The organism is Heyndrickxia sporothermodurans (genome assembly GCF_003055045.1).
Lineage (GTDB): Bacteria > Bacillota > Bacilli > Bacillales > Bacillaceae_C > Heyndrickxia > Heyndrickxia sporothermodurans.
Genome location: NZ_NAZB01000019.1, coordinates 78385 through 94447 on the forward strand (window position 1 = coordinate 78385; position 16063 = coordinate 94447).

18 protein-coding genes are annotated in these 16063 nt (G+C 35.4%); all 18 read left to right on the forward strand.

Annotated features, from left to right (window positions below; genetic code table 11):
* Positions 1 to 15 precede the first annotated feature (15 nt).
* The 18 genes from hepT to B5V89_RS08115 all read left to right on the forward strand — a co-directional run bounded on the left by hepT (position 16) and on the right by B5V89_RS08115 (position 16008).
* Positions 16 to 978, forward strand: a complete 963-nt coding sequence (gene hepT, locus B5V89_RS08030; protein ID WP_066228655.1) for a heptaprenyl diphosphate synthase component II — start codon at positions 16 to 18, stop codon at positions 976 to 978.
* A gap of 103 nt (positions 979 to 1081) precedes the next feature.
* Entirely contained in the window at positions 1082 to 1528 is a 447-nt protein-coding gene (gene ndk, locus B5V89_RS08035) for a nucleoside-diphosphate kinase (protein WP_066228652.1), read from the forward strand.
* Positions 1529 to 1650: 122 nt separating this feature from the next.
* The gene (locus B5V89_RS08040; RefSeq protein ID WP_107920398.1) at positions 1651 to 2424 is read left to right on the forward strand and encodes a CheR family methyltransferase; all 774 of its coding nucleotides are present in this window, start codon (positions 1651 to 1653) and stop codon (positions 2422 to 2424) included.
* Positions 2425 to 2579: 155 nt separating this feature from the next.
* Entirely contained in the window at positions 2580 to 3752 is a 1173-nt protein-coding gene (gene aroC / locus B5V89_RS08045; RefSeq protein WP_108071382.1) for a chorismate synthase, read from the forward strand.
* Positions 3753 to 4811: a 3-dehydroquinate synthase gene (gene aroB, locus B5V89_RS08050; protein WP_108071384.1), complete on the forward strand. Its 1059-nt coding sequence runs from the start codon at positions 3753 to 3755 to the stop codon at positions 4809 to 4811.
* A 16-nt stretch (positions 4812 to 4827) separates the two neighbouring features.
* A complete protein-coding gene (gene aroH / locus B5V89_RS08055) occupies positions 4828 to 5196 on the forward strand; it encodes a chorismate mutase (protein WP_107920400.1) in 369 nt (122 codons plus the stop codon).
* A 9-nt stretch (positions 5197 to 5205) separates the two neighbouring features.
* Positions 5206 to 6309, forward strand: coding sequence for a histidinol-phosphate transaminase (gene hisC, locus B5V89_RS08060; protein WP_066228634.1), 1104 nt, complete (start codon positions 5206 to 5208; stop codon positions 6307 to 6309).
* A 34-nt stretch (positions 6310 to 6343) separates the two neighbouring features.
* Complete coding sequence (locus tag B5V89_RS08065; RefSeq protein ID WP_108071386.1) at positions 6344 to 7447, forward strand: prephenate dehydrogenase; 1104 nt, start codon at positions 6344 to 6346, stop codon at positions 7445 to 7447.
* 37 nt (positions 7448 to 7484) lie between these two features.
* Positions 7485 to 8780, forward strand: a complete 1296-nt coding sequence (aroA, locus tag B5V89_RS08070) for a 3-phosphoshikimate 1-carboxyvinyltransferase (protein WP_108071699.1) — start codon at positions 7485 to 7487, stop codon at positions 8778 to 8780.
* 78 nt (positions 8781 to 8858) lie between these two features.
* A complete protein-coding gene (locus B5V89_RS08075; RefSeq protein WP_108071388.1) occupies positions 8859 to 9746 on the forward strand; it encodes a hypothetical protein in 888 nt (295 codons plus the stop codon).
* Between the two features lie 36 nt (positions 9747 to 9782).
* On the forward strand, positions 9783 to 11045 hold the full coding sequence (locus B5V89_RS08080; protein ID WP_108071390.1) for a tetratricopeptide repeat protein: 1263 nt from the start codon (positions 9783 to 9785) through the stop codon (positions 11043 to 11045).
* 35 nt (positions 11046 to 11080) lie between these two features.
* Positions 11081 to 11620 carry a ReoY family proteolytic degradation factor gene (locus tag B5V89_RS08085; RefSeq protein ID WP_244913472.1) on the forward strand — a complete coding sequence of 180 codons (540 nt, stop codon included), beginning with the start codon at positions 11081 to 11083 and terminating at the stop codon, positions 11618 to 11620.
* A gap of 187 nt (positions 11621 to 11807) precedes the next feature.
* Positions 11808 to 12266: a YpiF family protein gene (locus B5V89_RS08090; protein WP_108071394.1), complete on the forward strand. Its 459-nt coding sequence runs from the start codon at positions 11808 to 11810 to the stop codon at positions 12264 to 12266.
* Between the two features lie 155 nt (positions 12267 to 12421).
* Positions 12422 to 12931: a QcrA and Rieske domain-containing protein gene (locus B5V89_RS08095; RefSeq protein WP_108071396.1), complete on the forward strand. Its 510-nt coding sequence runs from the start codon at positions 12422 to 12424 to the stop codon at positions 12929 to 12931.
* Positions 12932 to 12945: 14 nt separating this feature from the next.
* A complete protein-coding gene (qcrB, locus tag B5V89_RS08100) occupies positions 12946 to 13620 on the forward strand; it encodes a menaquinol-cytochrome c reductase cytochrome b subunit (RefSeq protein WP_058002373.1) in 675 nt (224 codons plus the stop codon).
* 57 nt (positions 13621 to 13677) lie between these two features.
* The gene (locus B5V89_RS08105; RefSeq protein ID WP_066228611.1) at positions 13678 to 14451 is read left to right on the forward strand and encodes a menaquinol-cytochrome c reductase cytochrome b/c subunit; all 774 of its coding nucleotides are present in this window, start codon (positions 13678 to 13680) and stop codon (positions 14449 to 14451) included.
* A gap of 89 nt (positions 14452 to 14540) precedes the next feature.
* A complete protein-coding gene (gene lhaT / locus B5V89_RS08110) occupies positions 14541 to 15143 on the forward strand; it encodes a lipoprotein heptaprenylglyceryl N-acetyltransferase LhaT (RefSeq protein ID WP_108071398.1) in 603 nt (200 codons plus the stop codon).
* 79 nt (positions 15144 to 15222) lie between these two features.
* Positions 15223 to 16008 carry a sporulation protein YpjB gene (locus tag B5V89_RS08115; RefSeq protein ID WP_108071400.1) on the forward strand — a complete coding sequence of 262 codons (786 nt, stop codon included), beginning with the start codon at positions 15223 to 15225 and terminating at the stop codon, positions 16006 to 16008.
* Positions 16009 to 16063 lie beyond the last annotated feature (55 nt).

A 16063-nucleotide genomic window follows, 5' to 3' on the forward strand; every position in this document is an offset into this window, starting at 1 on the left:
CTGGGTGGAAATAATATGAAATTACAAAGATTGTATTCGTTTTTAAAAACGGATATCGATATTATTGAAAAAGAACTTATCACTGCGATACAATCTGAATCGGCTTTATTACAAAATGCTTCTTTGAATTTGATTCAAGCTGGTGGAAAAAGAATTCGCCCTATTTTTGTTCTACTATCAGCTAAATTTGGAAACTATGATATTGAAATGATTAAAAATGTTGCAGTTTCATTAGAACTTATTCATATGGCTTCACTAGTGCATGATGATGTAATTGATGATGCAGAATTACGTCGGGGGAAGCCAACTGTAAAAGCTACATGGGATAACCGTACCGCAATGTACGCAGGTGATTATATTTTAGCTTGTTCCCTTGAGTATATGACAAAGATTAATAACCCAGCAGCCCATCGAATTTTGGCAGATACAATGGTAGAAGTATGTATTGGGGAAATTAAACAAATACAAGATAAATATCGTTTTAATCAAAATCTAAGAGATTATCTTCGTCGAATTAAGAGGAAGACGGCAATCTTGATTGCTGCTAGTTGCCAATTAGGAGCCGTTGCCGCTGGTACTGATGAAGAATTACATAAAAAATTATATATGTTCGGCTATTATGTCGGTATGTCTTATCAAATCACTGATGATATATTAGATTTTACTGCATCGGAAAAAGAACTTGGAAAGCCGGCCGGTGGTGATTTACTTCAGGGGAATATTACTTTGCCTGTTTTGTACGCAATGCAAAATCGTGATGTTGCAGTAATGATTGAGAAAGTGAATGAAAGTACAACTAAAGATGAGATGAAATATCTCATTTCTATGATCAAAAAAACAGGTGCGATCGAAAAGTCATATGAAATGAGTCAAAGGTATTTAAAGAAAGCAATGTCTATATTGGAAAAGCTTCCTAATAATCGTTTTAGAAAATCTCTTTTTGATGTTGCCAATTTTATAGGGAAACGAAAGTACTAGAACGAATAATTGAAGCGTTTTCTTATTGCTAAAACTCGTAAATAATGGTACTATTTTCGAGGATACATAAGTCCAGTCGAGATACAGCGTAGGAGGCATAATGATGGAAAAGACTTTTTTAATGGTAAAACCTGATGGAGTGCAAAGAGAATTAATCGGTGAAATCGTTTCCCGTTTCGAGAAAAAGGGATTTCATCTTGTTGGTGCAAAATTGATGAGCGTTTCAAAAGAATTAGCTGAACAACATTATGGTGAACATAAAGAGCGCCCTTTCTTCGGTGAGCTAGTCGACTTCATTACTTCAAGTCCGGTATTTGCAATGGTTTGGCAAGGAGAAAATGTCATTGCAACTGCACGTCAAATGATGGGTTCTACAAATCCTAAAGATGCTGCTCCGGGAACAATTCGTGGTGACTTTGGAGTAACGGTAGGCAAAAACATCATTCATGGATCAGATTCACCTGAAAGTGCGGAAAGAGAAATTGGTCTTTTCTTTAAAGAAGAAGAACTCGTGGAATATACAAAATTAATTAATAACTGGATTTATTAATCTGAAAAGATCGGCATTAATTGCCGATCTTTTTTTATAGCAATGAAAATAAAAAAATATCCACTTTAATATAAAATTCATTATACTTAAGTAAAGATGACTTTTTCATGGGAGATTAGACAATGAGTATTGATTACAAAGAATTTATCAGCCAAGTAAAAAGAAAAACAAATATTGATTTGTCTTTATATAAAGAGGCACAAATGAAAAGACGGTTAACATCATTGTATGAAAAAAAAGGATATACCTCATTTCAAGAATACTTTCAATCTATGAATGCTAATTCTGACATTTTACATGAATTTTTAGACAGAATGACGATAAACGTTTCCGAGTTTTATCGTAACAAACAGAGGTGGGACGTTTTGGAAAATAAAATATTCCCACGTTTATTAGCTGAAAGGAAGTCATTAAAAATATGGTCCGCCGCTTCGTCAACCGGTGAGGAACCTTATACAATAGCAATGGTATTATCTAAATATATACCTTTATCTAGCATCTCTATATTGGCTACTGATTTAGATAGTAACGCAATCGAAAAAGCGAAAATCGGAATATACCCGGAAAGGTCGTTAAATGAAGTTCCCGTAGAAATGAAGAAAAAATACTTTACACTAGAAGGCACGTATTATCGGGTCTCAGATGAAATAAAAAAAACCGTGACTTTTAAACAACATAATTTACTTGCGGATTCCTTTGAATCAAATTTTGATTTAATCGTATGCAGAAATGTTTTAATTTATTTTACGGAAGAGGCAAAAGATCTTCTTTATCATAAATTTAATTCCGCACTTCGAACGGGGGGAACTTTATTTGTAGGAAGTACTGAACAAATCTTTAATCCGCAATCCTATAATTTTACGATTGAAGACACATTTTTTTATAAAAAAATGTAAGTGATGCTACGATCGATACGAAGAATAGATAAATAAGATGTATATTTCGTGCCTTTGTTATTTTCGCAAAGATTCGAAATTTTTTAGTTTATCTATATTGGAAGTTATGATATAGTGATACATAAATCCTTTAAAGTGCTAAAAGGAGGAACATTATGAGGTATTTAACAGCAGGTGAATCTCATGGCCCGCAACTTACAACAATTATTGAAGGATTGCCGGCAGGTATGCCGCTAATAGCAGAAGATATTAACTATGAACTTACCCGAAGACAGAAAGGTCATGGACGGGGAAGAAGAATGCAAATTGAAACAGACCAAGCCAATATCGTAAGTGGTGTCCGGCATGGGTTAACTTTAGGTTCTCCGGTAACGCTTGCCGTCGAGAATAATGATTGGAAATATTGGACAAAGATTATGGGTATACCCCCATTAGAGGATGGACAAGCGGAAGAAATTAAAAGAAAAGTAACACGTCCAAGACCAGGGCATGCCGATTTAGTTGGTGGAATAAAATACGGTCATCGTGACATGCGAAATGTCCTTGAACGGTCATCTGCAAGGGAAACGACAGTAAGAGTTGCTGCCGGTGCGGTTGCTAAAAAGCTTTTATCTTTATTAGGTATTGAAGTAGCCGGACATGTTCTAGAGATAGGTGGAATTCGTGCGAATCCAGCCGAATATACTTCTTTACAAGAATTAAAGGAAAAAACCGAAAATTCGCCAGTTCGTTGTTTTGATGAAACGGCTGAAGCTAAAATGATGGAAGCGATTGACCAAGCTAAAAAGGATGGTGATTCCATCGGCGGTATCGTGGAAGTTATCGTTGAAGGAGTGCCTTCTGGATTAGGTAGTTATGTCCATTATGACCGTAAACTTGATGCGAAAATTGCAAGTGCCATCATTAGTATTAATGCATTTAAAGGCGTAGAATTTGGCCTGGGATTTGAAATGGCAAGAAAACCGGGCAGCCAAGTACATGATGAGATCATATGGAATAAAGAAACAGGTTATAAAAGAAAAACAAACCGACTAGGGGGATTTGAAGGTGGCATGACGACCGGTATGCCTATCGTTGTTCGAGGTGTCATGAAACCAATTCCTACTTTATATAAACCTTTGCAAAGTGTGGATATTGATACGAAGGAGCCATTTACGGCTAGTATTGAACGTTCTGATAGTTGTGCCGTTCCCGCTGCTAGTGTTGTAGCTGAAGCAGTTGTTGCTTGGGAAGTAGCTGATGCAATAGTTAACCAATACTATAGTGATCGTTTTAGTACACTAAAAGAACTAGTAGAGCAAGAAAAAGCGAACGGCAGGAAGTTTTAAATGGAAAAAGTAGCTATTCATACAGCATCAAAAAACTACTCTGTTTACATTGGTTCTGATATTATGCATCTCCTATCCAGTTGCCTAGAAGAATATACTAAAATCATGTTAATTACGGATGAAACAGTAAGTAAGTTGCATTTAGGGACACTAATTGAGCAGCTTCCTAATCTGATTGTTTATACAACTCCTAGCGGTGAGAAAGCAAAAACATTTAAAATTTATGAAGACTGTCTTTCTTTTGCATTAAAAAACGGTCTTGATCGAAAATCCGTAATTCTTGCTTTCGGTGGAGGAGCAGTTGGAGACCTTGCTGGTTTTGTAGCCGCTACATATATGCGCGGGATTCCGTTTATACAAATTCCAACGACCATTTTAGCCCATGATAGCGCGGTTGGTGGAAAAGTGGCAATTAATCATCCACTTGGTAAAAACATGGTAGGAGCTTTTTATCAACCTGAGATGGTGATTTATGATACGAATTTTTTACATAGTTTGCCGGAAAGACAAGTTAGAAGCGGCTTTGCTGAAGTGATTAAGCATGGTTTAATTGCAGATCCGGCTTTTTTGCAAGAGTTAATGGAGAATTTGTCCTCTTTAAATCACTTAGACAATATTCAACTGGCCAAATACTTGAAAAAGGGAATTGAGATTAAATCATCGTTTGTAAGCAAAGACGAAAAGGAAACAGGGATTCGGGCATATTTGAATTTTGGGCATACATTAGGACATGCAATAGAAGCAAAAGCCGGTTTTGGCGAGCTTACACACGGAGAATCAGTTATGTGTGGAATGGTTTATGCGTTAATACTGAGTAAACATCTTTTAGGACTAACCTTTGATATTCAGTCTTTTATTAACTGGATAGAAAAATTAGATTATAAATGGCGAATCCCTTCTTCTATGGAATTTAACACTTTATATGAATTAATGAAAAGGGATAAAAAGTCTACATCAGGAAAGCCTGCCTTCGTCCTTCTAGAAGAAATTGGTAAACCGACTATGTTTGAAGTAGAAAAAAGCCTTTTGGAGGATACCTTTTATAAATTATCCGAGTAACAAGAGGGGGAATAGCATGATTCGCGGGGTTAGAGGAGCAACGACTGTTTCTGAAAATAAGGAAAAGGAAATAATTGAAGCTACTGAAACATTAGTGCAAGAAATGATAGAACAAAATAATTTAGAAGCAACGAATGTTGCTTCTGTTTTCATATCAGTAACCGATGATATTGATGCTACTTTTCCGGCAAAAGCATTACGCAGATTCCCTTCTTGGATATATGTACCTGTTATGTGTATGAAGGAAATCAATGTAGATGGGGGTTTACCACTTTGTATTCGCATTATGATGCACATAAACACTGAAAGTAAACAGCACGAGATTAACCATGTATATTTAAAAAATACAAAGATTTTACGACCGGATCTCCAAAAAAATAGGTAGGTGGATATAATGAAATGGAAAAATCAAATAGTTAATTTACATGCTTATCAGCCAGGTAAATCCATTGACGAAGTGAAAAAAATGTATAATCTTAAAGAAATATTTAAATTGGCTTCTAATGAAAACCCCTATGGATTTTCCGAAAAAGTAAAAAAAGTTCTGGAAGAGGATGCAACATCAACGTTTTCCTATTATCCTGATGGATACGCTACTAATCTTCGCGAAGAAGCTGCCAAATTTCTTGGTGTTAAACCTACCCAGCTAATCTTCTCAAATGGCACAGATGAATTATTACAAATCATTTCAAAGGCCCTTCTTGAGCCGGGAAAAAATACAGTTATGGCATGTCCAACTTTTTCGCAATATAAACATAATGCAATAATGGAAGGTGCGGAAGTACGGGAAATTCCGTTAGTTGATGGCAACCATGATCTTGATAATATGCTAAAAGCATTGGATCACCAAACAGCTATCGTATGGTTATGCAGTCCCAATAATCCTACAGGTACGTATATCACTAATGATAAATTGATGAATTTTCTCCAACAAGTACCAAAGGATATATTAATTGTTTTAGATGAAGCGTATTATGAATATGTTGACGCTGATGATTATTATGATGCATTATCGCTTATTGACAAATATCCGAATTTAATTGTTACGAGAACATTTTCTAAAATCTATGGACTTGCAAGTTTTCGAGTGGGCTATGGGATAGCTTCCGAAGAAATTATCAGTGCGTTAGAACCTGTTCGGCAACCATTCAATACGAATGTCCTTGCTCAAAAGGTAGCATCGGAGGCATTAAAGGATCAAGAGTTTGTTTCTCAATGCGCAGCATTAAATAAAAAAGAATTGGAACGATTTTATGACTTTTGTCAAAAACATAATTTACATTACTATCAATCTCAAGGCAATTTTATTTTAATCGATTTTCAATGTGATGGCGATGATGTTTTTACATTTTTACTATCAAAAGGGTACATTGTCCGTTCGGGGAAACAATTAGGATTTCCTACATCCATTCGGGTAACGATCGGTACGAGTGAACAAAATAGCGGTGTCATCGACGCGATGAAGGCATTTCTTGAAAAACAGGCGATTAAAAACTGAAAATATTTAATATAACATCCAGGGGGAGACGTTTTTGCAAGGAAATATTTTTATTATAGGTTTAGGGTTAATAGGAGGATCTATTGCATTATCGATTAAAAAATCGTATCCTGATATGAAAATTATCGGATATGATGTGGATCATAACACTACACATCAAGCGAAAATTTTAAAAGTTATTGATCATGAAGAAAATAATTTACAACATGGTGCGGAAAATGCGGATTTTATTGTTATATCAATCCCAGTTGTGGAAACAGAAAAAATGATTGAACGATTATCACATTTTCAATTAAAAGAAAATGTAATTGTAACCGATACAGCAAGCACGAAGAAATCTATAATTAATAAAGCATCTATCCTAACGGAAAAAGGAATTTGCTTCATTGGCGGTCATCCAATGGCAGGTTCCCATAAAAGTGGTGTTACAGCTGCGAGAGAACATTTATTTGAAAATGCTTTTTATATTTTATCTTCTGTATCAAAAGTATCGAATGGAAGAATAAATGAGTTAAGACAATTACTTAAAGGAACAAATGCAAAATTTTTGGAATTGTCAGCTGATGAACATGATGAAATGACGGGAATTTTAAGTCACTTTCCGCATATAATTGCTGCCTCACTCGTTGGCCAAGCTCGTTCGTATCAAGATAAATATCCTTTGTTATCAAGACTGGCAGCAGGTGGATTTCGCGACATTACTAGAATTGCTTCATCAAATCCAAGCATGTGGTCGGATATTACAATTAGAAATAAACAGGTAATATTAGGATTATTAAATGAGTGGAATCAAGATATGGAAAATATTCGCGGTATGATTGAACAAGAAGATTACGACAGGATTTTTCAGTTTTTTATTCAGGCGAAAACTTATCGAGACGAATTACCGGTTCACACGAAAGGTGCTATACATTCATTTTATGATCTATACGTTGATGTACCTGACTATCCAGGTGTAATTTCTGAAATAACAGGATATTTAGCAGAAGAAAGAATTAGCATTACAAATGTTCGAATTTTGGAAACGCGTGAAGATATTTATGGTGTTCTGCGAATCAGTTTTCAAAATGCTGAAGACCGTGAAAACGCAAAAAAATGTTTGGAAAACCGGACTTCCTATGAATTATTTATCCAATAGACTGAAAAAGATTGAAATAAAGGTGATGAAAAATGAAATGAGTGTAACTGAGCTTCATCCAGTAAATAAAGGACTAAAAGGAACAATTAAAGTTCCGGGAGATAAATCGATCTCACACCGGGCTATTATGTTTGGTGCAGTCGCAAATGGAGTCACTATCGTTCGTAACTTTTTACAAGGAGCGGACTGTCGAAGTACAATCGAATGCTTTCGAAAATTAGGTGTAAAAATAGAGGAATCAATCGATGAGATTAGAATATATGGAATAGGATTCGATGGTTTATTAGAGCCTGTCGACATATTGGATGTGGGTAATTCAGGCACTACTACACGCCTTATTCTTGGTTTATTAGCGGGAAGACCATTCCATACAGTTATTATTGGCGATGAGTCGATAGCGAAAAGACCTATGCATCGAGTAACACAACCCCTCCAAGAAATGGGAGCAATTATTCAAGGACGTAATCAAGGTAATTACACTCCTTTATCGATTGTTGGAGGCCAATTAAAGCCAATACAATACGAGATGCCTGTAGCTAGCGCCCAAGTAAAATCAGCATTATTGCTAGCGGCATTACAAATTGATGGTGAAACGACAATTATTGAACCGGTTTCTACGCGAGATCACACAGAGAGAATGATTAAACAATTCGGCGGCAAAATAAAATTAGAGCAACATACGATTAAAATAACAGGGAAACAGGAGCTCCATGGAGCGAAAATAGATGTCCCCGGAGATATATCTTCTGCTGCGTTTTTTATGGTAGCTGCGGCCTTAATCAATAATAGTGAGGTAGTATTGGAAAATGTAGGACTAAATCCAACAAGGATTGGTATTATTGAAGTTTTAAAAGAAATGGGTGGAGACATTCATATTGAAGAAAATTGCGACCAAACGTATGAACCTGTAGGAAACATCACGGTTAAAACATCAAATTTAAAAGGAATAGAGATTGGCGGGGACTTAATTCCGCGTTTAATAGACGAATTGCCAATTATTGCCCTTCTTGCGACACAGGCTGAAGGAACGACGATTATTAAAAATGCTGAAGAATTAAAAGTGAAAGAAACGAATCGTATTGATACTGTTGTAAAAGAGTTGAAAACTTTAGGAGCAGATATTGAAGCAACAAACGATGGAATGATAATTAAGGGCAAAGTCCAGTTAAACGGTGGACATGTTCATAGCCATGGCGACCATCGAATAGGAATGATGTTGGGTATTGCTTCGTTAATTTCAAAAGACACTGTCCATCTTGAAGGCACGGACGCAATAAACGTTTCCTATCCGACATTTTTTGAAGATTTACATCAACTGCTAGCAACTAAGTAATTATAGTTAATTTCAATGTCATTTTCCCCTCTTTTGGTGCATAGCTTGTCTATATACCATTTCGATGGAGGGGAAATCATGTATATTATTGAAAGGGCAAATGTTTATTCCGAAGAGGAAGAATGTATAAAAAATATCTCCTTTTATATTAAAAATAATGCAGTCCAATCGATTAAACCTGCAAACGTTAAAACGCCAATTTTGAAAATGGATGTTTCATCTTTTATTATGACTCCAACTCATGTCATGCTCGATTCCCATCTCCCCAGTGAAAACTTTCAGTTATTAAAACAATACTCCAAAAGACATTATTTATTAAAGGGGTGTCACACAATCATTACTCCCTTTTCTATTCAATACGAATATCAATTTGATCGAGAGCTTCACAAAAAGAGAGTATCACTGCTAAACAGTCCTGTTGATTATGTTTTAGCATTAAGGCTTCCAATAAAAATACTCTCCCCAAGTCTAATACGCAAATGTAAAAAGGAGAAAATAGCAATAATCTTTGTGGAACTGGATGATGAATCTTTACTATCTCAAATGCCTTGGGGGTGGATCCGAGAAGCGATGTTTCCGTATAATCCAATTTTAATTCCAGCAATATTGTCAAATAAAGACACGAAACGGAAAACCATTATAAAAAGATGGAATGAAGTATTGGATGAGGAAAAAATCCCTAGATTATTTGATGAAATTCAAGAAAAAACGCCAATATCTGTGAAAAATTTGAAGAAATTTGGTCTATATCCGAAAAGAGGAGATTTGCATATTGGTGGAGAAATAAACTATAATCTATATTTTAAAAACAAGATAGTTGCTGAACAAAAAGGGATTCATTATGATTATGATAGATTAGCTATAATGGTACACAAAGGCCGGGTGGTCACATCTGAAAACGCAGTTGCGTTCCGTCCGGGTTGTGGGGAAGAAATAATTATAAATAGAACTTCTCTTTTTGTATAAATATATTATTGGCTTTAGAAAGGGATCAATATTTTTATGAAAAATATTCAGCAAATCATACAGTTTTTAGAAAAAGGTGAACTAGAAAGAGCGAAAGAGAGTATTTCAAAGGTAAAATCATCCGGAAGCCACGAAGACATTTTTTTACTTGCAGAAGAATTATTACAATTAGGCTTTTTAAACGAGGCAAAAGATTTATATGAATATTTATTGGCGTTATATCCGAATGAAGGAGAATTAAAAGTAACATTGGCTGAAATATTAATTGAAATGGATAATGAAGAAGAAGCGATCTCTTATCTAGATTCAGTCAATGAGACGGATCCTGATTTTCCAAGATCATTATTAATTTTAGCTGACCTTTATCAAATGCAAGGTTTAACAGAAGTAAGTGAATATAAATTGTTGCAAGCGAAGGAAATATTGCCTAACGAGCCTATAGTTGATTTTGCCTTAGCAGAGCTATATGCTTCTCTAGGGAGAAATATTGAAGCAATTAAGTTTTATGAAGAACTAATTGTATCCGGAAATGATACATTCGTTGGAGTAAATGTACACAGTCGTATCGGAGAGGCGCTAAGTGCAGCTGGAAAATTTGAAGAGGCACTTCCGTACTTTGAGCAAGGTTTAGAAGAAAATAATGATATTAATACATTATTTGGCTATGCATTTACGGCTTATCAAGCAGGTTTTTACAAGAAGGGTATCGAATTATTTAATAAGCTGAAGGCGATAGACCCTGAATACCATTCACTTTACTTATATTTAGCTAAGTGCTATGAAAGTGAGGAAGAGCTTCCAAACTCCTTGCAAGCGGTTAAGGAAGGAATAGCTGTTGATGAGTATAATAAAGAGCTATTTCAATTTGGGGGTAAACTCGCTTTAAAAATGGGTAAAGAGGAATTAGCTGAAACTTATTTTCGGAACGCGTTAGCATTAGACCCAGGGTATATTGATGCAGCATTAACTTTAAACAAGTTATTCCTACATCAGAACAGGTATGAGGACGTGATAGACCTTACTTTACAAATGGATAAAGAGGGGGACATGGATCCGCAATTACACTGGGACGTTGCCATTTCATTTCAAAATCTCGAGAAATTTCACGATGCATTAAACCACTACCAGCAAGCATATAATGATTTAAAAAATAATCCGGAGTTTTTAGCGGATTATGGATATTTTTTGATTGAAGATGGAAAGCGAGTGGAAGCAATATCTATTTTTCGATCGCTCGTTCATGAAGATCCATTAAATGAAGAATGGACCTCACTTTTGGAACGATTAGAAAACAATTAAAAAGCATAAATCATTATGCAGAGGAGGGATTTTCATTGGCTGCCACCCCTGTATCTGTCAACGAGAAGAAGGATTTTATACGTTGGTTTTTAAACCATTATCAACTAAAGAGAAGAGAATCAGTTTGGATTTTGAACTATCTTATGAGCCATGACCAGCTGATGGAGAAAGTCCATTTTGTTGACGAAGCTCAGTTTTGTCCCCGTGGATTGATTATGTCGACACATTGTGTGGAGAGTGTACCGTTCCGTTTTTATAAGGAAAATATTATGACAACGGATGCAGAAAAATCATTCCATGATATTCGCTTAAATAGAGAAGAGGATATTTATATACAACTCAATTTCAAAGCTGCCAATATTTCTTATCAATATGCAGCAGTACTGGAAGAAAACCCATTTATGCCAAATTTGTTACACATTAATGATGAGGATCGAGTCATTGCTGAGAAGTTTTTACAACAAAGTATTGTAAGTTTTCAAAAAGAAAAATTACTCAGTCAAATTGATGAAGCTTTAGATAATCATGATATAAGCGCCTTCCGAAAATTAACAGAGCAGTTAAAACAACTTTAGCAGTCAAGTTCTTTCCCCTCTTGCATGTGCAAGAGGAGTTTTTATTTATCTCAAAAGACTTTATTTAAATTAATTGTGATACATATTATCTTTAATTATAATGGTAATGCATAGATGGGGAAAAGTACTGTAAGTTTTTTGCATGTTTTGGAAAAGAAAACGAAATAATAAACATAGGAGTGTTTATATGCTTTGGAATAGTAAAGATGTGGAAGTATATTTAAAAGAACAACAATTTATTGATACAGCGGTGGTACCGCTATTGCCTATTTCATTTGGTCATGAAATGAAACAAGCTGCGTCCCAAGGAGAATTTATCGATTTATTATCCTTGCATCTCGAAAGACAATTTAAAGGAAGAATGCTTCTATTTCCCGCATTTACTTATTTATCAACTCTTGAAAAAGAACAACAAATGAACATGCTTCAAAATTGGGAGGTGAAATTAAAAGAAACCGGATTTTCACATATCTTTTATTTAACATCTGATAGTTCTTGGAGCAATCAAGAAAAAATCAAAGATATTATATGGTTACCATCTGTCCCGCTTGAACACATGGATGAACAATATAAACATTCCATTATGGAGGACCAAGTAAAGCAATTAATAAATATTATTGTTCAAAAATGGCAAACTATAAAATAATTCGATTATTCGTCACATTGTTGACATGTTTTTGAATGACTATCATATTGACCTTGGTAGGAGATTGGTATATCATGGTTATGTCCTAGTTTGTATTTGTGCGATTATAATTTTTTGTCCATTGGACTTACCTTACTGTTAGAGGGGGGAAAAGGATGAGCAAGAATCCTGTAACAAGACGTCAATTTCTTAGCTACACACTTACGGGTGTAGGTGGGTTTATGGCAGCCGGAATTTTAATGCCAATGGTTCGTTTTGCCGTGGATCCTGTATTACAGCATAGAGGTGCTGGGGAATTTCATGCAACGAGCAAAAAAGTAGCTGACTTGACAAATGAGCCTACACGTGTCGAATTTAAATACGAACAAGTCGATGCATGGTACAAGTCAAATGTTACTCAAACCGCATGGGTGTATAAAGATGAAAAAGGAGAAATTATAGCCCTTTCACCTGTTTGTAAACACTTAGGTTGTAACGTTACTTGGGGAGAAAACAAACAACACCCAAACCAATTCTATTGTCCTTGTCATGGTGGACGCTACGAACTTAACGGCAAAAACGTACCTGGTACACCACCATCGAAGCCATTGGATGCATATCCAACGAAAGTTAAAGATGGTTTCTTGTATTTAGGTAAACCGAAAGAAAATCCATTTGTGAAGTAAAGGAGGCGTAATCATTGCTTAATAAAATCTATGATTGGGTTGATGAGCGCTTAGATATTACGCCTTTATGGCGAGATATCGCTGATCATGAAGTACCGGAACATGTAAACCCTGCACACCATTTTTCTGCGTTTGTTTACTGTTTTGGTGGTTTAACCTTTTTCATTACGGTTATCCAAATCTTATCTGGTATGTTTTTAACAATGTACTATGTACCGGATATCAAAAATGCTTGGGAATCCGTTTACTATCTTCAAAACGAAGTAGCATTCGGACAGATTGTTCGCGGTATGCACCATTGGGGAGCAAGTTTAGTAATTGTTATGATTTTCTTACATACACTACGTGTTTTCTTCCAAGGGGCATATAAAAAACCACGTGAATTAAACTGGATTGTCGGAGTACTTATTTTATTTGTTATGCTTGGACTTGGTTTAACAGGTTATTTATTACCTTGGGATATGAAAGCATTATTTGCTACAAAAGTTACATTGCAAATAGCAGACTCGGTACCGTTAATAGGACCGTATGCGAAAGAATTGCTTTCGGGACATCCTGATATTGTTGGTGCACAAACATTGACTCGTTTCTTTGCGATCCATGTATTCTTCTTACCGGCAGTGTTATTAGGATTAATGGCAGCCCATTTCTTAATGATTCGTAAACAAGGTATTTCGGGTCCACTATAAAATTTAATTGGAACACTATTTGTTTAATGACTTTTTATGAAGAAGGAGGGGGACTTAATGCATCGTGGAAAAGGGATGAAGTTTGTAGGGGATTCACGTATCCTTGACCCTTCAGTACGAAAACCGATGGGCCCTAAGGATTACTCAGAATATCCCGGTAAAACAGAAGCATTTTGGCCGAACTTTCTATTGAAAGAATGGATGGTTGGTGCAGTATTTCTAGTCGGTTTTTTATGTTTAACTGCAGCGCATCCAGCACCACTTGAGCGTATAGCTGATCCAGCAGATGCAGGATATATTCCAATGCCTGACTGGTATTTCTTATTCCTTTATCAAATGTTGAAATATTCTTATGCATCAGGACCATATAATATCATTGGATTAATTATTCCGGGTATTGCATTTGTTGGTTTGCTTTTAGCTCCTTTCATTGATCGTGGTCCACAACGACGTCCATTAAAACGTCCATTTGCAACAGGATTCATGCTATTATCAGTTGCGGCTGTCTTCTATTTGACTTGGGAAGCTGCAGCACATCATGACTGGAAAAAAGCTGCTGAGCAAGGTAAAATTGTTGCAAAAGTGGATATTGATAAAGAAGATCCAGGATATAAAGTTTTCTCAAAACAATCTTGTATTCAATGTCATGGAGAAAACCTTACAGGTGGACCTGCTGCACCTAGTTTAATTGGCACTGGTCTAAGCGCTAAAGAAGTAGCTGACATTGCACAGCATGGTACAAAAAGCGGTAAAATGCCTGCGAACCAATTTAAAGGTTCTCCTGATGATTTGAAAAAATTATCCGAGTTTATCGCTGGGCTAAAAAAATAATTAAGCATTGGAAAAGCTGGCAAACATGCCAGCTTTTCTTTCAATATAAATTTATTGAAAAGTAAAAAAATAGAAAGAGAGGGGAGTAAATGAGGTATCTCTTTCCGATTTTAGCGAATCGAACAGTTGTCTGGATATTGTTTATCGTAAATTTAATAGGGACTATTTATGGATATATATGGTATAAACCGCAATTTGAGGTAACGCCAACCAAATTTCTGCCCTTTGTCCCGGATAGCCCTACAGCAAGTTTGTTTTTCACTATTGTTTTGTTTGCATTCTTAATCAAAAAAAATTGGCCCTATATCGAAGCCTTAGCAATTGTTACGTTATTTAAATATGGGGTTTGGGCGGTTGTAATGAACATCTTAACACTGAAATTTACGGGATATCTGCCGTGGCAGGGATATATGCTGATTATTTCACATGGTTCGATGGCAATAGAAGGCATTTTATATTCTCCTTTTTATCGAATTAAGCTAAAGCATATTGTGGTTGCTGCAATATGGACATTACATAATGATATAATTGACTATGTATTTATGCAATTTCCTAAGTATGGTGCATTAGATGTGTATGCCCGTGAAATAGGATATTTTACATTTTGGTTGAGCATTCTATCATTAGGTCTTGCATATTATTTTTCAGTTAGAAAAAATAGTCTTAAATTGACAATGTGGCATAACCGTTAAGCATATACATATTTTTATTTTTGGTCTACACTTGTCCTCTTTTACATACACTTTACTAGTAGTTAGAGGAGGGACAAGAATGAAAGTGAGATTAATTATCCTTCTAGTGACGATGTCATTTTTTTTAGCAAATAACGTATTTGCCTCTTCCGCTGTCGTTATTGAAAAAATGGACAGGTCTGCAGATGAAGCATTACAATTGACCAAATTCGGGCAGTATGAAGGAGCGGAACGTATTCTTAAGCAACTTTCAAATGATATTGTAGAAGCCGCCGGTTTAAATCAATACTTTTCTATGGATGAAATAAGGATTCTTGAAGACTCTCTTAAAGAAGCATTATTTGCCGTCAATAATGTAAAGCTTTCACCTGAAGAAAAAATAAATAGAGTAACAACATTCCGTTTAGTTGTTGATGCGATGAATTCTCGTTATCAACCACTATGGACAGAATTACAAGATCCAATAATGACGGCATTTTCTCAAGTAAAGGAAGCAGCAAAAGAAAACAACTACGACAGCTTCCGAACCAAGTTGAATTCATTTTTAACTAAATATTCACTCATTCAGCCCAGTTTAAAAATAGATTTGTCAGTGGATAAAATTCAAAAATTAGAAGCAAAAATTACATTTATTGATAAATATAGTTCAAAACTTTTAACTGATACGAGCGGGATTGTCCAATTAACAAAATTAGAGGCTGACCTTCAAAATATGTTCGAAAATGCAGATAAGGATGAAACGGATCCGTCATTATGGTGGGTGATTATTACAACAGGAAGTATCATAATTCTTACACTTTCTTACACTGGATGGAGAAAATATAAAGGTGAAAACAAAAGAAAACAGAAAGAGCATAATGATTGACCCTTTGATACGAATCTAATAAAATAATACTAAGAAATATTATCTACATGGAGGA